Genomic DNA, 24,151 nt, shown 5'->3' with positions numbered 1-24,151 from the left:
GGGGAGACTGTCCTTTCCGGGCGGCTGTCCGCCGCCGGAGAAGAATTCACTGCTCGCCCTCGGGCGCGCGGTAGATTCGGCGGATGCTGGTGCCCAGCCGAGCGATGTCCGCGCCGTAGACGTGGATCGAGATCGCCTTGGTCGAACAGGAGTTGCGCACCCGGTGGATGTCGCCGGGCGGCGCGAAGGCGGCGATCGCGCCGGTGGGGTTCACCACGTCCTCGGTCGGGATCAGCCGGGACGTCCGCCCGTCGGTCGTCAGCCGGTAGCGGCGCTCGCGCTCCTGGCCCTCGTGCACGCCGGTGACGCACCAGGAGACGTGGTCGTGGATCTGGGTCTGCTGGCCCGGCAGCCAGACCAGCGTGACGATCGAGAAACTGCCGTCCGGCTCGGCGTGCAGCAGGTGCTGCCGGTAGCTGTCGGGGTCGCCCTCGCACTGTGCGGCGGTGAGCAGATCCGCGGTGCCGAGCACGGGAGCGAGCAGCTCGCCGACCAGATGGGCCGTCAACTCCGGCGACTGGGCGCGCTGGATGACCTCGCGGATGCCGACGACGAGGTCGTCGATCCGTGTCGTGACCCGGGCGGCGACCGCGCCGGACGCGGTGGGAGACGTCATGCGGCCAACATCGAGCCGAACGTGCTGCCCTGTCTAACGACGATTCATAAGCCTCTCACCAAACGGCACTTATGGACCGGTGGTGCAGCTGTGGGGTGACCGCGGGCAGGGCGGTGGTTACCCAGGGTCCCGGGTGTGACACATTCCGTTCCATAAGGAGAATTTGGGTGACCCGAAGGATGGAACGGCCGACGGCGACCGCCGGCGAAGGGCTCGGGGTCCCGCACCGGTGGTGTGGCGGAGCGGTCGCCGGCCGGATCCCCTACTGGGGGCGTACCTGGGTCCTCTGCACGGTGCCCTGGAAGTCCGCCGACAGGTAGGCACTGCCGGATGCGTCCTTGACGTAGACCAGCACCGCGGGCCCCGGGTTGAAGGTGTCGTACTGCACGACGACGTACTCGTCGGTCGGGTGGGCGATGCCGAGGGTGGTGTAGGCCTGCTGCAGGAGCCCGGGGAGCTTGTTCCAGTCGACGGCGTTGAGGTCCACTGCCTTGTCCCTGCTGGACATGGTGCCGCCACCGTTCGGATCCCGGGAGGGCTTGCCGTCCCGGTAGCTGAACTTGTCGTAGAGCCTTGGGTCCCCCGGGGCGGGCGCGCGACTGTACGCGTTGTCCGCGGCGAGCCAGAACTCCACGACCTGGGTGCCTCCCATCTTCGGGCCCATCGCCTGGATCACCGAGCGCGCGCCCTCCGGGGTGATCAGGCCCGGGTGCTCGGGGGAGGCGGCGGCCGGCCTGTAGTCCGACGGGTCGGCCTCCGAAGAGCGGTGGTTCACCGTCCACCCGATGGCGGTGGCCAGAACGGCGGCGGCCAGCCAACTGGACCAGATCGCCGTGCGCCTGGCAGGGCCGCGGACCGGCTGGGGCCGGTCCGCCTGCGGGCGTTCGTCCTCAAGGCGTTGTGGGCGTTCGTCCTCAAGGCGCGTGGGGGAGGGCGCGTCGGTTCGCGTACTCAACCGCAGGGTGTTCGTCGAGTTCAACCGTGCGGTGTCCATCGAGGCCCGTACGGCCTCGGCCGTCGGCTCCGCCCCTGCTTCGGCCGCAGCGAGCAGCCGGTCGAGTTGTTCGGCGTCCGGCCGGGCCGCGGCGTCCCGGACCAGCAGGGCGGCGAGTACGGTGCCCAGCGGCCCGGACTGCACGGGCGGGGGGATCGGCTCGTCGAGCACGGCGACGAGCGTGGCGAAGTTGGTGGCGCGTCGCAGCGGGTTCCGGCCCTCGACGGCGACGTAGAGCATCATCCCCAACGACCAGAGGTCCGAGGCCGGGTTGCCCTCCTCGCCGCGGATCCGCTCGGGGGCGATGTACTCGGGTGAGCCGATCAGCCCGCCGGTGGTGGTCAGACTGGTCGACTCCCGCAGCGCGGCGATGCCGAAGTCGGTGAGCACCGGTGTGCCGTCGGGGCGCAGCAGGACGTTCCCGGGCTTGACATCGCGATGCTGGATACCGGCCGCGTGAGCGGCGCTCAGTGCGGACAGCACACCTCGGCCGAGCCGGGCGGCCTCGGCCGGCGACATCGGGCCCCGCACCAGCCGGTCATGCAGCGAGCCGCCGGTCACCAACTCCATGACCAGCCAGGGATACGGGAACTCGGGCAGGTCGACGATGTGATAGATCGTCACCACGTGCGGGTTGTCGAGCCGGGCCAGCGAACGGGCCTCGCGAAGCACCCGCTCGCGCACGATCCGCGCGGTCTTCGGGTCGCCGTCGAGCGGCGCCGGGTCGGGCGGACGTACCTCCTTCAGCGCGACCTCGCGGTGCAACGCGATGTCGCGTGCCCGCCACACCAGCCCCATGCCGCCGCCGCCGAGTCGCTCCAGGAGTTCGAAGCGACCATCGATGAGCCGGCTGTTCGGCCCCCCTGTGTCCATGGCGGTCATGGTAGGGCTCGGGTCCGGTCGGGCCCGCAGGGGGTCGTGGGTTGATCCCTTGACGATGACAGGGTGTTCGACGGGCCGAGGGCTACCGCCGGCGCTTCGGGCTCGCGAGCGGGGTCAAGGGCGCGATGGCCCGGCGGACCGAATGCGCAGCAGGGCCGTTGGCCTCGCTGGGGACCTGCCGGATGCCGTCGGAACAGCGCGCCCCGGCGGAGACCGGTGAGGGCGGCGGCCTTGAAGCGGTGGATCTCGTCGCGGCCGTGCATGGTGGTGCGGGGGGCCAGTCCCCGTGGACCAGCTGCCCCGTCTTCCAGTGCATCCGGATGCACGTGGGCTGTCACCGTGTAGCACACGGGGGCTGCGCGGATGCGATGTCAAGGGTTCCCGTCGGGGTGACAGTGCGTCCGCGTACTGTGGTGCCCGGAGGAGGGGAGGGGAACCGTTGCGCAGGGTGCCGCCGGAGATGTTCCGGTTCACGACGGGGGAGAAGGCCGATTTCTACGGTGCGATCCTCCAGGCCTTCGGTGCGGCCAATGAGCGGTTGGAGACCGCGCTCGGGTTGGACGAAGTCCGCGCCAGGTTGCGGACGGTCGGCTGGCTGGACGCGGTGCACGACGACGATCTTCAGGAGGCGCTGCGGAAGCTCAGGGAGTGGCAGCTGCTGGACGTCGTGCAGAACCACGCGGAGAACTACCGCACCGCCGAGGAGTACGAGCGCCGCAACCTCCAGTACTCGCTGACCCGGCGCGGAGAGGCAGCGTTCGCCGGGGTCGAACACGCCCTGTCCGTCCTCGCATCGACCGGTGCGCTCCAGACGGCGGTGCTGGAGGCGATCACGGACCGGCTCGACGAGCTGTATGTCCTGCTGGAGGACTCCGTGTCCTCGGACCGGCGGGTCTTCAGCACGCTGCAGGAGCTGGAGGGCCATCTGGAGGCGCTGCTGGCCAACACCAAGGCGTTCAACGGCGAGTTGCAGCGCCTGCTGCGGGCCGAGGGCGCGGACCTGGCGACCTTCCGCGAGGTGAAGGCCGCGACGGTCGCCTATCTCCAGGAGTTCCTCGTCAACCTTGACCAGCGGGGACAGGCGGTCGTCTCCGCAGTGGAGCGGGTCGAGGGGCGGGGGGTGAGCCTGCTGCACGAGCGGGCGCTGCGGGGGGCCGAGCTGCCGCCGGTTGCCGACGGCGATCCCGCGCCGGCGTGGTTGGAGCGGCGCCGGGCGCGCTGGGATGGGCTTCGAGCCTGGTTCCGGCCGGCGGACGGGGCACGACCCCGAGTGGAACAGCTGCACGACGTGGCGCGCCGCGCGATCGTGACGCTCCTCCAGGTCCTCGACCGGATCACCGAGTCGCGGCGCCGCTCCTCCAGCGCCGTGCAGGACTTCCGGGAACTGGCCCGCTGGTTCGCCGCGGCCCCCACCGAGGACGACCTGCACCGCCTGTGGTCGGCCGCCTTCGGCCTCGGCCCTGCCCGCCACGCCTATCTCGCGCACCCCGACCCCGAGTTGGTGCCCTCCTCGGGCAGCTGGGCCGAGGCCCCGCCGGTGGAGGTGTCGGCCCTGCTGCGCACCAGCGGCCGCACCGAGAGGTTCACGCGCACCGGCAAGGTGCGCGACATCGGCGGTATCAAGGCGGCCCGGGCCGAGCGGGCCCGTAAGGAGCGTGCCGAACTCGAAGCGGCCTGGGACGTCCTGGGCACCGACGGCCCGGTGCGGCTCTCCGGCTTCGGCATGCTTGACCACGCCGTCTTCGAGCGGCTGCTCGACCTCCTCGGCAAGGCGCTGGCGGTACGGCCGGACGGCAGCGGCGTGCGCCGGGCGGTCACCTCGGACGGCCGGGTCGAGATCGTCCTCCGGCCGCTGCCCGATGCCGGACGGGCCGTCCTGCGGACGTCTCGTGGGACGCTGGAGGGGCCCGACTACCTGGTGGAGATCCGCAGCCCCGGCAGCCCGCTCTCGTCCGTCGTGAAGGAGACGGGATGAGCACCCTTGCCAACCAGCTGGTGCTGGCCGAGCGGGAGGACGTCGCCCGGGGCATCAGACTGCTCCTCGGCCGGCCGCTGATCACCGAACGCGCAGACCCGTCCGCCTTCGAGCTGGTCCGCCGTCGTCAGGACCCGCTGACGAAGTGGTTCGACTACCACTGCGGCTGGCAGCTGGTGGTCGAGCCGCGCCTGGGATACGCGCGTCTGCTCAAGATCCGGACCGTGCCCGACGCATCGCGCCCCGCCCGCCGACTGCGGTCCGGTAAGGCGCCGTTCGACCGCCGTCGCTACACCCTGCTGTGTGTCGTCGCGGCCGAGCTGCTTCCGGTCCCGGTGACGACGGTCGGCCTGCTCGCCGACCGCGTCGTCCAGGCCTGTGCGGCCGACGAGGCGCTGCCGCCCTTCGACACGGCGAGCAAGCCCGAGCGCATGGCCTTCGTGGACGTCCTCAAGCTACTGGAGGCGTACGGTGCGATCCTCACCGTGGACGGCGTCACGGAGAGCTTCGTCGACTCGGCGGGGGCCAAGGTGCTCTACCGGGTGGATGCCACCGTGCTGATGCGCCTGCTCGCCGCACCCGTCGGGCCGTCCCGACTGGCCGTGCCGGCGGAGGACGTACCGCTGCGCTTCGAGGAACTCCTGCGGAGCACTGTGCGCGAGAGCCGGTACGGCGGTGCCGACGCCTCCGACGCGCAACGCAACCTCAGGCTGCGGCACTCGGTGCTGCGTCGGCTCTTCGACGATCCCGTCCTCCATCATGACGAGCTCGGCGCCGACGAACTGGGCTACCTCACCTCGCCGACAGGACGCCAGATCGTCCGGCGCGCAGCCGAACAGGGCGGCTTCGTGCTGGAAGAACGGGCCGACGGCCTGCTGCTCGTCGATCCGGACGGGATCGCCACCGACAGCCGCTTCCCGGACGATTCCGCGACGGCCCGGGTCGCCGCCCTGCTCCTGCTGGAACCGCTGACGGCCGCTGAGAGCGGGCTGACGCCGGAACAGCTCACGGTCGAGGCGAACGAACTGCTGCGGCGCTTCCCCCGGTGGGCGAAGAGCTACCAGTCGGAGGACGGCGCCCAGCGCCTCACGGTCGACGCCGTCCGTGTCCTCACCGACTTCGGCCTGGCCCGCCGGATCGGCGACCGTACCGTTCCCCGGCCCGCGGCGTTCCGGTACCGGGCCACCGTGACCGACGGTCCCACAACCTGACCAGGGAGGACTCCCGATGACCGTGACACAGCTCCCGCAGCCCTCCACGTTTCCGGCGGCGGCCGCGGCAGCGCGGTGGCAGCCCTCCAGGGCCGGCATCCTCAACGTCTGGCGCTACTACGACGAGACCTTCACCTTCCACGAGGGCCGACTGCTCCTGCGGGGGCAGAACGGCACGGGCAAGTCCAAGGCGCTGGAGGTGCTCCTGCCGTTCCTGCTCGACGCCAGCCTGCGCCCCAACCGGCTGTCCACCTTCGGCGGCTCCGAGCGCACCATGCACTGGAACCTGATGGGCGAAGGCGCCTCGGGCAAGACCCGCGTCGGATACGTGTGGCTGGAGTTCGTCCGCGACGACGGAGAAGACGACGCCGGTCCCGGCTGGTTCACCTGCGGGGCCAGGCTCCAGGCCAGCGTGCACACCACCGGTGTCACCGCCGACTACTTCACCACCGGCGCGCGGATCGACCGCCCCGGTGGTCTTTCCCTGGTCAACGACGCGGGTCAGCCGCTCACGCGAGCCGCCCTGGCCGAAGCCCTGCAAGGCCAGGGCGAGCTGCACGGATCACCGACCGACTACCGCAACACGGTCCGGAGCACGCTCTTTCCCGGGCTGAGCGAGCAGCGTTACGACGCCCTGATCACCGCGCTGCTCCAGCTCCGCACCCCGAAACTCTCCGAACGCCTGGATCCCTCGCTGCTGTCCTCCCTGCTCTCACGGGCCCTGCCCCCGCTCGGCCAGGGCGAGATCACCGAACTGGCCGAGGGCTTCGAACGCCTCGACCGCCAGCGCGAATACCTGAAGACCCTGGACGACGAAGTGGCCGCGGCCACCGCCGTCGCGAACCAGCAACGCGGCTACGCCCAGCGCGTCCTACGCGCCGGGGCGGCCGCGCTCGTCTCCGCGACGACCGAGATGGACAACCTCGCCCGCATCGCCCGGGACAGCGAGGAGGCACACGCCGAAGCCCTACGCCAGCGCGACGGGAGCAGGGGAGCGAAGGAGGAGCTCGAACACCGACGACAGGAGATCGACGGCGCCATCGGGGGGCTGCTCGACTCCGAGGTCTACCGGCAGGGCCAGGAACTCGACCAGCTCCGCCGCAGGGCCGACCACGCCGCCGCGACCTCCGCCCGCCTCCGGGCCGTCGCGGACAGGAAGGCCCGCGCGGCCGGCGAGGACGCCGAGCGCGCCGACGATGCGCGGCTGCGCTCCGAGCAACGGGCCGCGCACACCCACGCCGCCCGGGAGGACACCCGGGGCGCTGCGCGGCGCGCGGCCATGGAGTCCGTCTGCACCGAGGTGCAGACGGTGCTCGGTACCGCACCGGGTCCGTCCTGGGACACGGGGGAGCAGGGGCGTACGGCACGTCGTCTCCTGCGCGGCGCGGTCGCCGCCCGGCACGGCCAGATCGCCCAGGTCCGGGCCGCCATCGAACGCCACGAGCGTTCCGTCGCGGACCGGACGACGGCGGAGCACCACCTCGACGCGGAGCGCGAGCGGCTGGCCGAGGCGACCGCGCGGCGCGACGGGAACGCCCGCTCGTACGAGACCGCCGTCGACGCCCACGCCGACCTCCTGCGCCGATGGGCGACGGCCGACTGCACCGAGCTGCCGATCGGCGACGCCGAGGAACTCGCCTCCCGCGCTGCCGTCGAGACCGACGTCCTCGCGCTGGTCGAGGCCGCCGCCCGGGTGGCGGAGAGCGCCATCACCGCCGACGAGACGACCGCCCGAGCCGACCGGGACGAGGCCCGCGCCCGGCGTGACCGGCTCGCCGAAGAGCTGGAACGCACCGCGACCGCGGCCGACCTCCCGCCGGTCCCACCACGCACCCGCACCGCCGACCGGTCCGTCCTGCCGGGCGCACCGCTGTGGCAACTGCTGGCGTTCCGGCCGGGCGTGCCGCCCGCCGACCAGGCCGGCATCGAAGCGGCCCTGGAAGCGGCCGGTCTGCTGGACGCCTGGATGACCCCCGACGGCGGCATCGCTGTCGTCGGCCACGACACCCTGGCTGACCCGGCATCGGCCGTGCCCGCATCGGGCCCCTCACTGCTTGATGTCCTGTCTCCCGAACCCGACGGCCCGGTGCCGGTCGGCCAAGTACGGCGGCTGCTCGCCGGCATCGCCTACGGCCCCGCACTCCCCGCGGGTCACCCGGCCGCCGTGGCGGCCGACGGAAGCTGGCGGCTGGCGACGGCGGTCGGCTCCTGGGCCAAGGAGGAATCCAGCCATATCGGAGCCGCGGCCCGGGAACGCGCCAGGCAGCGGCGGATCGCACACCTCACCGCCGAACTGGCCGAGGCCAACGCCACCGTCACAAGGTTCGACGCGCAGTTGCGCACCCTCGCCGACCGCCGGGCCCGCCTCGGTGCCGATCTCCGCTCCCGGCCGCACCACCGGGAGGTGGACCGGGCCAAGCGTGACTGGGAGCGGTCCGAGTCCGAGGTGGGCGCTCGCGAGGACACCGTACGCGAGGCCGTCGAGCGGCTCACGCGGCAGGAGGGCACGGTCGCGGCCGCGCTGCGCGCACTCGCCGTCGCATCGGCCGAGCGCGCCCTGCCGACCGAACGCGCCGCGCTGGACACGACCGCCACGGCGGTCGACGCGCTGCGTGAACAGGCCGACGTCTGGCTCGACTCCCACCTCGCCTGGGCGGCCGCCCAGCACGCCTGGGACACCGCCCGCAGCCACGCCGAGGCGTCCCAGGGCGCAGCGGCTGAGAGCCTGGGCGAAGCCGAGGACGCGGAGGCCGCCGCCCGAGGACTCCGAGCCGCGCTCCAGGCCGTCGAGAGCACCGTCGGCGAGGACTACCGCCAAGTGGCCGCCAGGCTCAGCGACTTCCGGAAGTCGCTCGACCGGACCCGCCGTGAGATCGACGACAACACCCGGGAGCTCCTCGCTCTCGAAGGCCGGATCGGCTCATTGAGCGCCACCATGGCCCAGGACGCGACCCGGCACGACGACGCCGTGGCGGCCCGCAACGAGGCCGCCCGCAGCTTCCGGCGCCTCTGTGTCCTCGGATTTCCCGAGGACGCGGGCCTCAGCCTCGTCCTCACCTCCGAGGACGGCACCCGCGCCACCCTCGAAGCGGCGCGTGAGACCGCCGCCACCTGGCCCAACCTGCCGCACGGCACGAGGAACCTCGGCGACTCCCTCAACCGTCTCTCCGAGGCCGTCCACCGCGCTCGCCAGAGCCTCAGCAGTCGTGCAGACCTCGAACTCGAAGCCGAAGAGGACATCCACGTCCTCACGGCCACCGTCGACGGCATCCGGGTCGGTGCGACCGGCCTCCTCTCCATCCTCACCGGCGACCGTGACCGCAGCCAGGACGACATCACCGCCGCCGAACGCGGGCTCTTCGATCGGACCCTCACCGGCGACACCCGCCGCCACCTCGCCTCCCGTATCCGTCAGGCCGGTGAACTCGTCGAGCGGATGAACGGCCACCTCGAACGGGTCCGCACCGCCTCACGGGTGGCGGTCCGTCTGGTGTGGCAGATCCACCCCGACCTGCCCGCCGGTACCAGGACGGCGCGTGAGCTGTTGCTCAAGGACCCGGCCCGGATCACCGAAGCCGACCGAGAGGCCCTGCACGCGTTCTTCCGGGGCCGCATCGAGGAGGCCAAGACCCGCAACACGGCGGCGACTTGGGAGGAACAGCTCGCGGAGGTCCTCGACTACACGGCCTGGCACCAGTTCGTCGTCAAGCTGGACCGCGCCAACGGCGTCGGGTGGCAACTGCTCACCAAGAAGCTCCACGGCGCGCTGTCGGGCGGCGAGAAGGCCATCGCCCTCCACCTGCCGCTCTTCGCCGCGGTGGCCGCCCACTACGAGGCGGTGCCGCTGTCCCCGCGGCTGATCCTGCTCGACGAGGTCTTCGTCGGCGTCGACACCGTCAACCGCGGGCAGGTCTTCGCCCTCCTCGCGGCGCTCGACCTCGACCTGGTGCTCACCTCCGACCACGAGTGGTGCACCTACCGGGAGCTCTCCGGCATCGCCGTCCACCAGCTGATCACCGGAGGTGACGGCGACGACGCCGTCACCAGCGCCCGCTTCACCTGGACGGGCACCGACCTGCTGCCCGCCGAAGCCGATGCGGACGGATCGGCATGACGGGCAGCCACCCTCTCGACGTCCCCGAACTCCGCCCCCTCTGGTCGGCCGTCCACGATCGCCTGTCGACGGGCCGCCCCGTCAGCCGGGTGCGGTCCGGACCGCTCGACGACGCCGGTCGCGAGGCGTTGGCCGACCTCCTCGGACTCGACCGGCTCCCCGGCGCCGAGCCGGCGATCCCGCTTGCCGGACTCGACCGCGCCGTGCTGGAGGCCTGCGGCCGACCCGTCCGGGACGTGGTGGCCGCGATCCTCGGCCCAGTCCACGACCAGGCTGCCGAGCGCGAACGCAAGACCGGCCAACGCGACGCCTTGTGGCGGTGGCTGGCCGGCCACGACGTGGTCACCGCCCAGCCCGTTCTGCTGGAGTGGGTCGGCCACCTGCGGGCCAACGGCCTCGCAGGCGGCTCGCCCGACCGGACCCGGCGTCTGCTGACCGCCGCGCTGACCGTCCTTCACGCACTCCCGGCCGACGGCGAGCCACTACCGGTCCTCGCCGCCCGCCTCCTCGACGGCGACTCCCACGCCCTCGACGACGGGACACGGCTGTCCTCCCTCGTCCTGCGCGCACTGGCGGTGCTGTACGGCACCGACATGCCCGACGCCGCAGAGGGACGACGCGCACTCTGGAGCCGAGCCGGTGTGGCCGACGACGAACTGTCCGCCACCGTGCTCGCCGTCGGTCTCCGCCCCGAGGGAGAAGGCCCGGTCGCCGGGATCTCTCGGATCTGCGCCGCATCCGGTCACCCCGTCAGCCTCACCCTCGCCCAACTGCGCTCACCCGGCGAATTCACCGGTCCCGCAGGACCGGTGTGCGTCACCGAGAACCCCAGTGTGCTCGCCCTCGCCCTACGACGCTTCGGCCGGCAGTGCCCGCCGCTCGTCTGCACGTCCGGCTGGCCCAACACCGCCGTGATCCATCTGCTGCGCCGTCTCGCCGACGATGGTGCCTCCCTGCGCTACCACGGTGACTTCGACGGCGAGGGCATCCGCATCGCGGCCCACGTCCTCGCCAAGACCGGAGCCGCCCCCTGGCGAATGGCAATCGACGACTACCGAGCCGCCGTGCCCCGGGTTCCCTCGGGCCCCGATCCGGGCCGCCTCACGCCCGCACCGTGGGACCGGGCGCTCGTCGACTCCATGGCCGAACTGCGCACCGCAGTGGTCGAGGAGGTGGTCGCCGACCTTCTCCTCGACGACCTGGCGGACCACCGTCACGGATAGGACGACAGCCTGTTCGACGGGCCGAGGGGTTCAGTCAGCGCTTCGGTCTGGTCCGCGTCGACTTCGCGGCGCAGCGCCGCCGAGAGCTTCCGTGCCGTGCGGAACCTGCACACGCCGGTGCACCAGCTCCGGAGCATCTTCACGATGATGCCCGCCGCCGAGGACGACGACCGGGCCCCGGTCCTGGGCCGACTGCGCAACCTGCCCGCCGCGCTGGACGGTTACCGGGCCACGCTGACGGAGGGCATTGTCGACCTCAAGCGCTGGCACATGGAGGCCCTGCGCCAGGGCTCCCTGGGCCTGGACGACCTGGAGGCAGCCCTGGCGGCTCTGTGACCGCCGTCGACTGAGGCGGGCGGACGAGGCCGGAGACTCCCCCGGGGCGCGATCCAACGGGCGTTGTACGGGTGGTGGTCGGCGCGTCGTGATCGGGGCCGTGCGGGGTGGTGCGACATCCGGGGGCGCGGGTCGGGGGCGTGTGGCGGGAAGGAGCGCGGAGGCCGCGCGGGCCCGGCCGTGGCGGCGGGGTACTTGTTCGGACAACTTCGCCCCCAAAGTCCGCCTGATCGTCATACTAGGGCTGCCTCGGCGATGTTGGCTATACAGGTGTGCTCCCCAGCATGTCTCCGCCCCACCCTCGCACCACTCTGTTCCGTGCTCCCAGAACCCATGTGTCGAGAGGCTTCGCCATGCCACTGCACAGACTTCCCGGGCGCGTTCGCGCCACAGCCCTGACGGCGGTCATCTCCTGTCTGGTCGCCCTGGTCGGCGCCTTCGTGGCGGCTCCGGCCGCGCCGGCCGCCGCCGTGTCGAGCCCGATCACCGGCCTGGCCGGCAAGTGCCTGGACGACTCCGGTGCCGGCACCGCCGACGGCAACCAGATCATCCTGTGGCACTGCACCGGCGCCGACAACCAGACCTGGACCCTGCCGGGTGACGGCACCATCCGTACGCTCGGCAAGTGCCTGGACGCCACCGCCGGCGGCACCGCCGCGGGCACCTACGCCGACCTGTACACCTGCAACGGCCAGGCCCGCCAGCAGTGGGCGGTGCGGGGGACCACGCTGGTCAACCCGGTCTCCGGCCTCTGCCTGGACGTCTTCGGCGGCAGCTCCACCGATGGCACCCGGGTCGATCTGTGGACCTGTGGCAGCGGTCAGGCCAACCAGCAGTGGGCCGGCGCGGCCGTCGGCTCCATCACCAGCGACAACCTGCTGGTCGACCCCGGTGCCGAGTCCGTCGCGATCTGCTCGCCCAACGGCCTGGACGGCATGACCGTCCCGGGCTGGACGATCACCAGCGGCATGCCGAACCTGGTCTGCTACGGCGCCAGCGGCTACCCCGACGCGAGCACCCCGGGCCCGACCGGCCGCGAGGCCGCGTTCTTCGCCGGTGGCGCCACCGGCAACTCCGGTCTCTCCCAGAGCGTCGACGTCTCGGCGGCCGCGCAGTCGATCGACACCGGCACCGTCGGCTACAACCTCTCCGGCTGGCTCGGCGGCTACGCCGCACAGAACGACCGGGTCGGCCTGACCGCCACCTTCCTGAACGCCGGCGGCGCCACCCTCTCCACCGCCCAGATCGCCCCGGTGACCAGCACCGACCGAGGCCTGGCCACCGCGCTCCTGCAGCGTACGGCCACCGGCACGGTCCCGGCCGGCACCCGCTCGATCAAGATCGACCTGGCCTTCACCTGGACGGCCGGCAACACCACCGACGGATACGCCGACAACCTCTCGCTCACCCTGACCACGGCGGTGCCGACCCCGGTACTGACCGCTCCGGTCAACTCGGTTCCCGGCTATGACCACGTCTTCCTGGTCTACATGGAGAACCAGGACTACGAGAACATCATCGGCAACACCTCGCAGGCCCCGTACATCAACAGCCTGCTCCCGCAGGCGACGTCGTTGACCAAGTCGTTCGCCACCACCCACCCGAGCGACCCGAACTACGTCGCACTGGCCGGAGGCGGCCTGTACGGGCTGACCGACAACAGCGTCTCGACCACCACCATCAACGCCCCGCACCTGGGCAACTCAGTGGAACAGGCCGGCAAGACCTGGAAGGAGTACCTGGACGGTGCGAACGGCAACTGCGACACGTCGAGCCACGGCTACTACGCGCCGGACGACGCCCCGTTCTACTACTTCCAGAACATGAAGAGCAACGCCGCCTACTGCCAGGCGCACATGCAGCCGCTCACCCAGATGACCGCCGACCTGCGATCCACGGCGACCACCCCGAACTTCGCCTGGTTCGCCGCCGACGACTGCACCGACATGGAGGCCTGCGGCGTCACCTCCGGCGACAACTGGCTCAAGCAGACCCTGCCGACCATCCTCAACTCGCCCGCGTGGACCACCCAGCGCTCGCTGCTGATCCTGACCTGGGACGAGGGCGCGACCAAGGCCTACGGCCCGAGCTACCCCAACCGGACCCCGACCCTGCTGCTCGGCTCGCAGAACACCGTCAAGACCGGCTACCAGTCGAACCAGCGCACCGACCAGTACGGCCTGCTGCGCACCATCGACGGCGCACTCGGCCTCAACCCGCTGACGAACAACGACCGCTACGCGGCCACGGTCAACGACGCCTGGCAGTAGACCTCCACCAGGGGCCACCTCCCCTGACCCGACCGGGCCCGTGCCGATGCGATGTCCTGGCTTCCCTGCCGGACTGTCGGTGCGGGCCCGGGCTGTCGGTGCGGGCCCGTCCCGTGGTGCCCCTCAGCAACCGCGCCGGTGCGCGCCCCCGAGGCCTCGTACGCCCGGTACCGCGGCCTGAGGGGCGGACGGTGGGCGGAGGCGAGAACGGCGGGGGCGCCCGGGGCAAGGGCGCGGGTTACCAGATGCGGCGGTCGGCGGGGGTGCCGCGGCCGGTGCGGAGGTGGCGGATGAGGGTGCGGCGGAGGTCGCGGTCGTGGTCGGTTTCGACGGGGAGGTCGAGTTGGACGATGTCCACGCCCGCCGAGCGGAGGAGGCCGATGCGGGCGGCGACGGTGGCGGGGGAGCCGGCGTAGGCGGCGGTGAGGGAGCGGCGGACGTAGGCGGCCACCTGCTCGTCGCCGCGGGACGGGTCGGAGCGGCCGCGCTCGCGGTCCCGGTCGAGCTGGACGGCTTCCGCCCAGCGCCCGCCGCCGCCACCGGCGGTGAGGCGCAGGGCGTCGCGGCGCAGCTGGCGGACGCGGTCGCGGGCCGCCTCGTCGGTGTCGGCGAGGACGAGGGTGACGTGCCGCCAGATCCGCAGGGTACGGCCGTGTGCGGCGGCTGCGGCGCGGACCTGGGCGATCCGCCGGCGAGTGTCCGGCAGGGGCAGCGGGCTGACGGCGTACACCTCCGCGTAGCGGGCCGCCAGGTCGAGGCCCTGTGGTGACGAGCCGCCGAAGGAGACCAACTCGCCGCCCGGTCTCGGGTGCAGGCCGGGGCGGGCGGCGGCCACGGTGTAGAACTCGCCCTTGTGGTCGATGTCCTGGTCGGCGGCCAGGTAGCGGGTGAACAGGTCGAGGTACTCGTCGGCCCTGCGGTAGCGGTCCTGCTTGTCCAGGAGATCGCCGTCGCGGGCCGTGTCGTGGTCGCTGGAGCCGATGATGACGTGGGCCGCCGCCCGCCCGCCGGAGAGCCGGTCCAGGGTCGCCAGGGAGCGGGCGGCCACGGTCGGCGCGGTGGTGCCGACGCGGTGGGCGACCGCGATGCGGAGCCGTTTGGTGGCGGCGAGGGCCCACGAGGCGACCAGCCACGGGTCGGGCCACGAGCTGGACTGCACCACCAGGGCGCTGTCCAGCCCGTCCTCCTCGTTCTCCCGCGCGGTGCGGGCGACGTGCTCGGGGTCGGCGGTGCGGTCGCGGCCGTCGGGGGCCCAGCGCAGCGCCTGGCGCTCCTGCGGGGTGCGGCCGGGTACGGGTGCGGCGCGAACCCCGCCGCGGATTTCGAGGGGCACGGCTCTCCTCGGGCTGTGAGGACGGATGCGGTGAGGACGGATGGGGCGCAGGGCGACGGTCAGTGGGCGGCCGGGCCGAGCCGGGCCAGGGTGTCGAGCAGCTTGGCCCGGCTGACGAACACCTCGGGCGGCAGCGACACGTACAGCTGGATCGTGGTGACGCCGGGGCGGTGGTAGGCGAGGATGCGCTCCCGGCACTCCTCCGGCGAGCCGCTGACGAACAGTCCGTCGACGACCTCGTCGGGCAGCGCCTTCTGGGCGCCCTCCGGATCGCCGGCGGCCCAGAGACGGTGGGTCTCGGCGAGCAGGTCGCCGTGTCCCAGCCACTCGTGGAACTTGCGGTACGGCTCGCGGTTGAGGATCCAGGCCAGGAACGGGCGGGTGGCGCGGTGGGCGTAGTCGGTGTCCTCGGTGGGGCAGACGAAGACCTTGACCACCAGTTCCTTCCCGGGCGGCTGCGGACCGACGGCGTCCAGGATCTTCGGCACGTCGTGCGGGAACAGCAGGTTGGTGATGGCGCCGTCGCCCTCGTTGAAGCCGAGCCGGAGCATGTTTGGCCGCAGCGCGCCCAGGATCACCTTGACCGGTTCGGCCGGCGGGTGCGGCAGCCGGTAGCCGGTGATGTCGAAGGTGTCGAACCCGCCCGAGACGTACTCGCCGCGCAGCGCCCGGGTGACGAACCGCAGCACGTCCCGGGTGCGCTTGAACGGCTCGTCGAACGGGATGCCGTTGATGTCGGTGACGTGTGCGGGGACGGAGGCGCCGATGCCCAGCAGGAGCCGGCCCGGGGCGAGTTGGGCGAGCGTCGCGGCGGTCTGGGCGAGCACGGCCGGGCCGCGGGTGTGCACCGGAACGATGCCGGTGCCGATCCGCAGCGTCGGAGACCAGGCCGCGGTGGCGGCCAGCGGGGTGAACGCGTCGGTGCCGCCGCCCTCGGCGCTCCACACGTCGGTGTAGCCGAGGTCGGGAAGCCGCTCGACCAGGAACCGGTGCCGGTCGATGGTGAGGCCGGGCAGGGGGAGGGTGATGCCCCACTTGGGCGGCGCGGCGGGCCCGGTGCCGTGCGGGGCGTCGGGCGGGACGATCCCGGTGTGGTGGTGGGGCCGGTGCGGGGCGGTCATCGGGATGGCCGTCCTTCCTGTGGTGCTCGGTGCGCGGAGGGGGTGTACGGGGTTAGCGGGGGTGGTGCCCGGGGTCAGCGGACCCACACCGTGGTCAGGTCGAGGAACCAGGACTGCGGCTGAACCAGCCCCTGGACCTTCGGCGAGAGGGCCCGTGGATTGCGGTCGTTGACCACGAACAGCCAGGGTGCGTCCTGGGTGACCAGCGAGAGCGCCGTGCGGTACCCGGCCTGCCGGGCGGCCTGGTCGGCGTTGGCGGCCGAGGAGGCGAGCAGCTCGTCGACCTGCGGGTTGGCGTAGTGGCCGGTCCAGAACGGGCTCTTGGACCCGAGGAACAGCGGAAGCAGCGCCTCGGACTGGAACAGCGTGGTGGACTGGGCGACGGCGTCGGAGCCGAGCGCCACCTCGCCCTTGGCCTCGGCGCCGATCAGCGTGGTCCAGTCGGTCGTGCGCAGCTCGACCTTGATGCCGACGGCGGCGAGGTCCCGCTGGAGCGCCTCGGCGATCGGCACCGGCAGCAGGTTGCCGCTGCCGCCGGTGGGCACGGTGACGGAGGTGCTGAACCCGTTCGGGACGCCGGCCTCGGTGAGCAACTGCCGTGCCTTGGCCGGGTCGTAGGAGTAGACGTCCCCGGCGGGGTCGTAGGCGGCGGTGGCGCGCGGCGCGGTCTGGTAGGCGGGGTCGGCGGTGCCGTGCAGCAGCTTCTCGGCGATCGCCTTGCGGTCGATCGCGTAGTTGGCGGCCTTGCGGACCAGCGGGTTGTTCCAGGGCGCCTTCGAGGTGTCCAGGATCCAGTACCAGAGGTGGTCGTAGCTGTTCGTGGCGATCTGCACGCCGTCGGCCTTGAGGCTGTCGATGTCGTCCGGGTTCGGGTACTCGATCCAGTTCACGCCGCCGGAGCGCAGGGCCGCGGTGCGGGCCGCGGCGTCCGGCAGGGCCTTGATCACGAGCCGGTCGAGCTTGGGGGCGCCGCGCCAGTAGTCCTTGTTGGCGGCCAGCTCGATCTGCTGGCCCTCGGTCTGCGAGACGAAGGAGAACGGGCCGGTGCCGACCGGGTGCTGGGAGAAGTGCGCCGAACCGGTGCCGCGGACGGCGGTGGGGCTCGCGATCAGGACGTGCGCGAGGTCCTCGGGGAAGTGGCCGTTGGGGTCCTTGGTGACCAGTTCGACGTGGTCGGCGTCGGTCTTGCGGTACGAGGCGATGTCGCCCGCGTACTCGGCGGCGGCGGCGCCGAGGGCGTCGGTGTACTCGGGGCTCTTCTTGTCGAGGTAGCGGGCCAGGTTGAAGATCACGGCGTCGGCGTCGAACGGGGTGCCGTCCTGGAACGTGACGCCCTTGCGGAGGGTGAAGGTCCAGGTCCTGGCGTCGGCGGCGACCTGCCAGTCGGTGGCCAGGGCGCCGGTGACGACCGGCGGCTTGTCGGTGTCCTTGAGCAGCTCGTACCGGGTGAGGCCCTCGTAGAGCTGGAAGGAGACCAGCCGCTTGCCCTCGAAGCCGGCGCCGCCGATCACGGTGTCGGGGTTGGGGAGTTTGCCGGTGGCCCCGATGACCAGGGTGCCCCCGTGGCCGTCGCCGCCGCCCGCTCCCGCGGAGCCGCCGTCGGACCCGGCACAGCCGGCTGCCGCCGTGAGCAGGACGGCGGCGGCCGGCAGGGCGACGGCTCTGGTGCGGATCCGGGCGGTGCGCGTCATGGCGATTCCTCGTCGGTTCGGTGGTGCGGGGTTTCAGCGGTGCGGGGTTCGAGCGGTACGGGATTTCGGCGGTACGGAGCTCCGGTGGTACGGAGCTCCGGCGGTACCGAGCGGGAAGCGCGCTACGGCGCTCCGGAACCGCCGCCGGCGGCCTCCAGTAGGGCCCGGGTGTACGGGTGCGCGGGGGAGTCCCAGAGGAGATCGGTGGGGCCCTCCTCGACCACCCGGCCGTGCCGCAGCACCAGCACCCGGTGGGCGAGGTGCCGGACGACGGCGAGGTCGTGGGAGATGAACAAGTAGGCCAGGCCCGTGCGTTCCTGCAGGTCGGTCAGCAGATCGAGCAGGCGGGCCTGCACGCTCCGGTCCAGGGCGGAGGTCGGCTCGTCGCAGACCACCAGGTCCGGCTCGGTGGCCAGGGCCCGCGCGACGGCCACCCGCTGGAGCTGCCCGCCGGACAGCTCGCGCGGGTAGCGGGCGGCGAGCGCGGGCTCCAGGCCGACCTGCGCGAAGAGCCGGGCGACGGCCGCGGCGCGCTCGGCGCGTGGCGTGCCGTGCAGCCGGAGCGCGAAGGCGACCGCCTCCCCGGCCCGCAGGCTCGGGTTGAGCGATCCGCGCGGGTTCTGCGGGACGAACTGCAGCCGGCCCCGCAGCGCGCGGTCGGCGCGGCCGCGCAGCCGGTACGGATCGCGGCCGGCGAAGCGGACGCTGCCGGAGTCGGGGGACAGCAGACCGAGGGCGAGGCGGGCCAGGGTGGACTTTCCGGAGCCCGACTCGCCGACCAGGCCGACGGTCTCGCCCGGCGCGACGCAGAGGCTGACGCCGTCCAGGGCGCTCCGGTCACCGTAGCGCTTGGTGACGGCGTCGACGACGAGCAGGGCGGGGGCCGGGTCGGGCGAGGTCCGAGCCGCAACCGGCAGGGCGCGGGCGTGCCCACGGGCTTGGGCGTGGACGTTGGTCTGTGTTTGGGCGTGGACGTGGGTCTGTGCCGGGGCGTGGGCCTGTGTTTGGGCGTGGGTCTGTGCGTGGGCGTGGGCCTCTGCTCGGGCGTGGGTGTTCATCGGCGGGCTCCCGGTTCGGCGGCCACCAGGGCGGCGGTGAAGGCGTGTTCGGGTTCCCCGAGCACCCGGTCGGCGGGGCCGAGTTCGACGATCCGGCCGGCCCGCATGACCGCGACGGTGCCGCCGATCCGGCGGGCCACCGTGAGGTCGTGGGTGACCAGCACCAGCGCGATGCCGCAGTCGGCGCGCAGGGTGGTGAACAGGTCCAGGATCCGGCCGCGGACCAGCGCGTCGAGCGCGGTGGTCGGCTCGTCGGCGATCAGCAGCTCCGGTCCGCAGCAGATCGCGAGGGCGATCGCGGCGCGCTGGCGCAGGCCGCCGGAGAGTTCGTGCGGGTACGCCCGGGCGACCCGCTCCGGGTCGGGGACGCCGGCGGTGGCGAGCAGCCCGGGGACGGCCTCGCGGGCGGCCCGGCGGCCGCTCGCGATCCCGTGCCGGCGCAGCACTTCGGCGAGCTGCGGGCCGATCCGGCGCAGCGGGTCGAGGGAGGCGGTCGGGTCCTGCGGCACGTAGCCGATTCGCCGGCCGCGGACGTCGGCCAGCTCGCGTTCGCCGAGCGCCCGCAGGTCGGTCCCGGCCAGCCGGACGGCTCCGGTGACGGCGGCGCCGTGCCCGGGCAGCCCGAGCACCGTACGGGCGACGGTCGTCTTCCCGCTGCCGGACTCGCCGAGCAGGACCAGGGCCTGGCCGGCGGGAAGGGCGAGGGACACGCCGTCGACGGCCTGGACCCCGCCGGGGTACTCGACGGTCAGGCCGTCGACCTCCAGCAGCGCGCTCACCCGCCCACCCGCTTCGCGGCGATCGGCCGGGGGAGCCGGCCCGCCATCGCGGGGGCCGACGGCGGCAGTTGGGCGGCGGTGTCGCCGATGCGGGTGCGCAACGCCTCGCCGAGGGTGTTGAAGACGACCGAGACGACGAGGATGACGAGGGCCGGCTGCACCGCCACCCAGGGGTGGGTGAGCAGGGACGGTCGCAGTTCCTCCAGCATCGCGCCCCACTCGGCGGTGGGCGGGGCGACCCCGAGCCCGAGGAAGGACAGCCCGGCGGCGTACATGATGGCGAGTCCGACCAGCGAGGACGCGTACACCAGGACCACCGGGGCCACCACCGGGGCGACCTGTCGGAGGACCAGCGCCCCCCAGCCGGCGCCGCTGACCCGGGCGGCCGCCAGGTACTCGGCGCTCCGGACCCGCCGGGTCTCGGTGAACGCGACCCGCGCCACCGCGGGGGTGAGCACCACCGAGAGCGCGAGCATGGTCGCGCCCAGGCCGGGGGTGAGCAGTGAGGCGACGGCGATCGCCAGTAGCACCCCGGGGAAGGCGTAGAGCACGTCCAGCAGGCGCAGCAGGGCCTGCTCGGTGGTCCGGCCGCCGAGCCCGGCCACCACCCCGAGCAGCGTGCCGGCGACGGCGGCCACCGCGACCGGCACGAACCCGCCGGTGAGCGAGGCGCGCCCGGCCCAGATGAGCCGACTGAGCAGGTCGCGGCCCTGGCCGTCGGTGCCGAGCGGGTGGCCGGGGCTGCCGGGGTCGAGCAGCCGGTCCGCCAGCCGTCCGGCGGCCGGGTCGTCCGGGGCCACCAGAGGCGCGGCGAGCGCGAGCAGGAGCAGGAGCGCCGCGAGGGCGGCGGGGAAGGTCAGACCGAGGTTGGCTCGGCTGAGGACACGTGACGTCACATCAGTTCCTTACTCGCGGGTCGATCACCGCGTGCGCCGCGTCCACCAGGATGTTGACGCCGACGAACGCGACCGCCACCATCAGCACCCCGCCCTGCACCAGGGGCAGGTCGCGGGCGGTGAGAGCGTCGTAGAGCAGCCGGCCGATGCCGGGCCAGGCGAACAGGGTCTCCACGAAGATCACCCCCTCCAGGAGGTAGGCGAGTTGCAGGCCGCCGATGGTCAGCAGCGCCGGCGAGGCGTTGTGCACGCAGTGCCGCAGCACGGCGGCCGGGCGCAGGCCGCGGGCGCGCAGCGAGTCGGCCAGTTCGCCGGCCAGCACGCCGCCCAGCGCGGCCCGGAACACCCGCGCGGTGAGCCCGAGCGGGACGAGCGCGGCGGCGACGGCCGGCAGGATCAGGTGGCGGGCCAGGTCGATCGGGCCGCCGTCGCCGAACACGTCGTGCGTGCCGCCGGCCGGCAGCCAGCGCAGGCCGACGGCGAAGACGGCGATCAGCAGCAGGGCCACCGAGTACTGCGGGGCGGAGACCGCGAGGGCGGACAGCGCGCCGGAGATCCGCCCGCCGGCGCTGCGCGGGCGCAGCGCGCCGAGGGCGCCGAGCGCCACCCCGCCGGCCAGCACCAGCAGGAACGCGGCCGCGGTCAGGGTCAGGGTCTGGCCGAGCGCGGGGAGCAGGAGGTCGGCGACCGGGCGCTGACCGGAGATGGAGGTGCCGAGGTCGCCGGTGAGCGCGTGTCCGAGCCAGTCGGCGTAGCGGACGGGCAACGGCTGCTCCAGGCCGAGCCGTTCGGTGAGTTCGCGGCGGGCCTCGGGCGGTGCGCCCGGGCCGAGGAAGGCGGCGACCGGGTCGCCGGGGACCAGCGCGACCGTCGCGAAGACGACGGCGGTGACGCCGAGCAGCGTCGGCACGGCCAGCAGGAGCCGGCGCAGTAGGAATCGGGTCACCCGCCGGCCCTCCGGGGCGAGGCGCCGGACTGGCCGGCGGCGGGCCGGCTGGGCGGGGCGGGCATGGTTCTGGTGGTCCTTCCGGGGGAGGGCGGTTCGGATCGGGTCGTCGGGGCTGCGACCGGCGGCGCCCGCGGTGCCGGGCCGCCGCACCGGGCCCGGGGAGGCCGTTCGCCGTGGGGCGGAGGCCGCGTTCGGGAGACTCGGGTTGCGGGCCCCGGTTGCGGGGCCTCGGGTACGGGCCCCGGTCGGGCGCTCCGTGGGGCGTCGATGACGCTCCGGCAGCTGCAGCCGCTGGAAGGAGGGTTGCGGACGGGTGGCCCGGACAGCCAGTCAGCACTTGATGCTGTTACTTCCGGTCACAGCATCCGCGGTACCAGGACCGCCGCTGCCCAGGACGCCGAGGCCCGGTCCCATCCTTGACCTGCACAAGGAACCGGACCTAGGGTTCCCCGCATGGCTATTCGGCGGACCGACATCACCCTGGTCGGGATCGGCGGCTCGTGGCACCGAAGGTGTTTCGACGAGCTCTGTCGACCGCGCGCAACGCGCTGACCGCCCCGGTTCAAGCCGCCGCGGTCGGCGCTTCTCCCCAGTCCCGGATTCCGCGGCCGACGCCCGTCCGCGTCCTCGGGGGATCCTCGCCGCAGCACACCGTGCCCATGGGGCCGGCCCGCCACCAGCAAGGGGACCGAATCGCCATGCCGTACCTCAGACGTCCTGCCTCCTCCTCCGGAGGTGCCGGATGGCAGCAGTGAGCAAACTCGCCGTTCCGGCCGGCCCGCGCGGCCGCCGGCTCCCCGCCCGGCGCGGGGCCTGCGGTGGCGCCACCCCGGTGGACGCACCCGCCGCGGGCGCGTCCCGGTTGCACACCGAGATCGACAATCCGCTCGACCTGATCGCCGGTCACCAGTTGCTGGCCGAGACGGCCCCGCCGCGGTCGGCCGGGCCGGCCGCGGCCGGGTGCGGGTGCGGCCATCCGATGTGCGTGGAGGAGCGCCGCGGCCGCACCGAGGCCGCCCGGGTGTTCCTGGTCGAGCGGCACTCGGTGGCCAGCGCCGGGCTGCGCAGCGTGCTGGCCACGGTGCCCGGACTGGCGGTGGTCGGGTCCACCGGTGACCGGCTGCGCGCGGTGGCGGCCGTGGGCCGCATCGCACCGGACGTCATCCTGCTCGGCCGCGGCGCGAGCCTGGAGGAGGATCTCGCCGCCGTGGTGGCGTTACGAGGCCCGGACGCGGCGCCCGCCGCCCGGGTGCTGCTGCTGCGCCGGGCCGAGTCGACCGCCGAGGCGAGCCGGATGCTGCTGGCCGGGGCCAGCGGGTGCTTCCCGCTCGATCTGGCCGAGGACCGGATCATCGGCGCGGTCCAACTCGCGGCGGCCGGTGGCTCGGTGTTCCTGCCGGCGCCACCGCCGGCCCGGGCCCACGCGACGGCCCCCGCGCAGCACGTCGGCGAACTGCCCCCGGCCCGGGCCGGGCTGACCGAGCGTGAGCGCGAGGTGCTGGTCAAACTCGGGCTCGGGCTGAGCAACGCCGAGATAGGGCGTGAACTCGCCCTGGCCGAGGCCACCGTGAAGAAGCACCTCACCCAGGCCATGCGCAAGATCGGGCAGCCCGACCGGTTGCGCGCCGCGCTCTACGCGCACCGGCACGGCCTCGCCGGCTAGAGCCTGTCCGGCCGAAGACAGGTCCCCACGCACCGCCGGAGGGCGGGTCCCGCAGCACGCGGGGCCCGCCCTCCGGCGTGTCCCGGCGCCCTTGCGGGGGTGACCTTCGGAGCATCCGCGAGGCGACGATCGGGGGCCTGAGCGGCGCCGTTCGGGGCTACCGGGGCGCACGCCCCGCTCCGTAGCGTGGCGGGAACGACGACGACACGACGGTCCGACGGACCGTTCAGCCGAAGGGAGAAGGCCCGATGGGGGGTGTGTCCGACAGGGTCGGCGATCCGATCGGCTCCGGAGGTGCGGCGGGTGCCGAGGCCGGCCCGCGCACGGCGGTGCTGGCCGCCGGGAACGACCGGAACCCCGGCGTGGAGCAGCCGAGGTCCCCGTACCGCGCGATGGCGGACGCCGAGCGGTCCGCGCTCTGGCGGCAGCGGCTGTACGAGGCCGAGGCCGGGTTGACGCGGTACCTGGTGTCACGCGGGAACGAACTCCACCTCACCGACTGGTTCGTGCTGCAGTCCGAGCTCTTCGCCGACCTGCCCGGACCGGACGCCCGGGCGGTCGAGTGGCAGCGGGTGTTCTTCCGGGGCCAGGCTCTGATGGAACGTTTCCTCGTGCTCCGCTACGGCGAGGAGGTGCTCGGGGACTGGGCCCGGTCCAATGCCGAGGTGCACCGCGAGGTCGAACCCGACCGCGGCCGGGGCGCCGCCGACCCGATCCACCGGATCGCCCGGCAGGCCGAACTGTACGGCTCGGACTACGAGTTCGACGAGGACGCGCCGCCCGGCGCCGAGCGCGCGGCGCTCACCATCACGCACTGCGCGATCTGGGACTACCGCGAGAAGGCCCGTCGTACGGGCGTCCAGCTGACCCTCGCGTCGCCCTGCACGTACTGCACCGACGCGCTCTCCGCGAACATCCGCGCCAAGGGCTACCGGCCCGCGCACCGCCTGACCAGCGGCCCGACCGGCCACGGCTGCCGCTGGGAGTCCAGCGCCGTGGCCGAGCCCGCCGCCGCCACCGACGAACCCGGGGAGTCCTGA

At 73.3% G+C, this 24,151-nt stretch carries 17 protein-coding genes; 8 read left to right on the top strand and 9 right to left on the bottom strand.

Annotated features, from left to right (window positions below):
- Nucleotides 1–46 precede the first annotated feature (46 nt).
- Together ACIOJE_RS04410 and ACIOJE_RS04405 are read right to left on the bottom strand one after the other, a co-directional pair.
- Nucleotides 47–616, bottom strand: coding sequence for a cysteine dioxygenase family protein (locus ACIOJE_RS04410; protein ID WP_280681554.1), 570 nt, complete (start codon nucleotides 614–616; stop codon nucleotides 47–49).
- 262 nt (nucleotides 617–878) lie between these two features.
- Nucleotides 879–2,483, bottom strand: coding sequence for a serine/threonine-protein kinase (locus ACIOJE_RS04405; protein WP_400773230.1), 1,605 nt, complete (start codon nucleotides 2,481–2,483; stop codon nucleotides 879–881).
- Nucleotides 2,484–2,952: 469 nt separating this feature from the next.
- On the opposite strand from ACIOJE_RS04405, the gene ACIOJE_RS04400 reads away from it, so the two are divergent.
- The 6 genes from ACIOJE_RS04400 (at nucleotide 2,953) to ACIOJE_RS04375 (ending at nucleotide 13,621) form a co-directional block, all read left to right on the top strand.
- Nucleotides 2,953–4,467, top strand: a complete 1,515-nt coding sequence (locus tag ACIOJE_RS04400; RefSeq protein ID WP_400773229.1) for a TIGR02677 family protein — start codon at nucleotides 2,953–2,955, stop codon at nucleotides 4,465–4,467.
- Nucleotides 4,464–5,678, top strand: coding sequence for a TIGR02678 family protein (locus ACIOJE_RS04395; protein WP_280681548.1), 1,215 nt, complete (start codon nucleotides 4,464–4,466; stop codon nucleotides 5,676–5,678). The genes ACIOJE_RS04400 and ACIOJE_RS04395 overlap by 4 nt, the downstream gene beginning before the upstream one ends.
- Before the next feature lie 16 nt (nucleotides 5,679–5,694).
- Nucleotides 5,695–9,792, top strand: a complete 4,098-nt coding sequence (locus ACIOJE_RS04390; protein WP_400773228.1) for a TIGR02680 family protein — start codon at nucleotides 5,695–5,697, stop codon at nucleotides 9,790–9,792.
- Nucleotides 9,789–11,015 (top strand): TIGR02679 family protein, encoded by a 1,227-nt coding sequence (locus ACIOJE_RS04385; protein ID WP_280681544.1) that lies wholly within the window; start codon nucleotides 9,789–9,791, stop codon nucleotides 11,013–11,015. The genes ACIOJE_RS04390 and ACIOJE_RS04385 overlap by 4 nt, the downstream gene beginning before the upstream one ends.
- Before the next feature lie 96 nt (nucleotides 11,016–11,111).
- Nucleotides 11,112–11,351, top strand: coding sequence for a hypothetical protein (locus tag ACIOJE_RS04380; RefSeq protein ID WP_400773227.1), 240 nt, complete (start codon nucleotides 11,112–11,114; stop codon nucleotides 11,349–11,351).
- Between the two features lie 353 nt (nucleotides 11,352–11,704).
- A complete protein-coding gene (locus ACIOJE_RS04375; RefSeq protein WP_400773226.1) occupies nucleotides 11,705–13,621 on the top strand; it encodes a ricin-type beta-trefoil lectin domain protein in 1,917 nt (638 codons plus the stop codon).
- 238 nt (nucleotides 13,622–13,859) lie between these two features.
- Here ACIOJE_RS04375 and ACIOJE_RS04370 read toward each other — a convergent pair whose 3' ends face one another.
- The 7 genes from ACIOJE_RS04370 to ACIOJE_RS04340 all read right to left on the bottom strand — a co-directional run bounded on the left by ACIOJE_RS04370 (nucleotide 13,860) and on the right by ACIOJE_RS04340 (nucleotide 21,445).
- Nucleotides 13,860–14,954: an LLM class flavin-dependent oxidoreductase gene (locus ACIOJE_RS04370; protein WP_400773224.1), complete on the bottom strand. Its 1,095-nt coding sequence runs from the start codon at nucleotides 14,952–14,954 to the stop codon at nucleotides 13,860–13,862.
- A 59-nt stretch (nucleotides 14,955–15,013) separates the two neighbouring features.
- Entirely contained in the window at nucleotides 15,014–16,075 is a 1,062-nt protein-coding gene (locus tag ACIOJE_RS04365; protein WP_280681538.1) for an LLM class F420-dependent oxidoreductase, read from the bottom strand.
- Between the two features lie 74 nt (nucleotides 16,076–16,149).
- The gene (locus tag ACIOJE_RS04360; protein WP_400773221.1) at nucleotides 16,150–17,766 is read right to left on the bottom strand and encodes an ABC transporter substrate-binding protein; all 1,617 of its coding nucleotides are present in this window, start codon (nucleotides 17,764–17,766) and stop codon (nucleotides 16,150–16,152) included.
- A 122-nt stretch (nucleotides 17,767–17,888) separates the two neighbouring features.
- Nucleotides 17,889–18,824 (bottom strand): ABC transporter ATP-binding protein, encoded by a 936-nt coding sequence (locus ACIOJE_RS04355; protein WP_280681534.1) that lies wholly within the window; start codon nucleotides 18,822–18,824, stop codon nucleotides 17,889–17,891.
- Entirely contained in the window at nucleotides 18,821–19,603 is a 783-nt protein-coding gene (locus ACIOJE_RS04350) for an ABC transporter ATP-binding protein (protein ID WP_400773219.1), read from the bottom strand. The genes ACIOJE_RS04355 and ACIOJE_RS04350 overlap by 4 nt, the downstream gene beginning before the upstream one ends.
- Entirely contained in the window at nucleotides 19,600–20,499 is a 900-nt protein-coding gene (locus tag ACIOJE_RS04345; RefSeq protein WP_400773218.1) for an ABC transporter permease, read from the bottom strand. The genes ACIOJE_RS04350 and ACIOJE_RS04345 overlap by 4 nt, the downstream gene beginning before the upstream one ends.
- A gap of 1 nt (nucleotide 20,500) precedes the next feature.
- A complete protein-coding gene (locus ACIOJE_RS04340; RefSeq protein WP_280681530.1) occupies nucleotides 20,501–21,445 on the bottom strand; it encodes an ABC transporter permease in 945 nt (314 codons plus the stop codon).
- A 745-nt stretch (nucleotides 21,446–22,190) separates the two neighbouring features.
- On the opposite strand from ACIOJE_RS04340, the gene ACIOJE_RS04335 reads away from it, so the two are divergent.
- Together ACIOJE_RS04335 and ACIOJE_RS04330 are read left to right on the top strand one after the other, a co-directional pair.
- Nucleotides 22,191–23,111: a LuxR C-terminal-related transcriptional regulator gene (locus ACIOJE_RS04335; RefSeq protein WP_400773216.1), complete on the top strand. Its 921-nt coding sequence runs from the start codon at nucleotides 22,191–22,193 to the stop codon at nucleotides 23,109–23,111.
- A gap of 248 nt (nucleotides 23,112–23,359) precedes the next feature.
- The gene (locus ACIOJE_RS04330) at nucleotides 23,360–24,151 is read left to right on the top strand and encodes a hypothetical protein (protein ID WP_400773214.1); all 792 of its coding nucleotides are present in this window, start codon (nucleotides 23,360–23,362) and stop codon (nucleotides 24,149–24,151) included.

This window comes from Kitasatospora sp. NPDC087861 (genome assembly GCF_044742585.1).
Lineage (GTDB): Bacteria > Actinomycetota > Actinomycetes > Streptomycetales > Streptomycetaceae > Kitasatospora.
The sequence above is the reverse complement of the archived record's forward strand: the minus strand, read 5'-3'. Positions and strand labels throughout refer to the sequence as shown.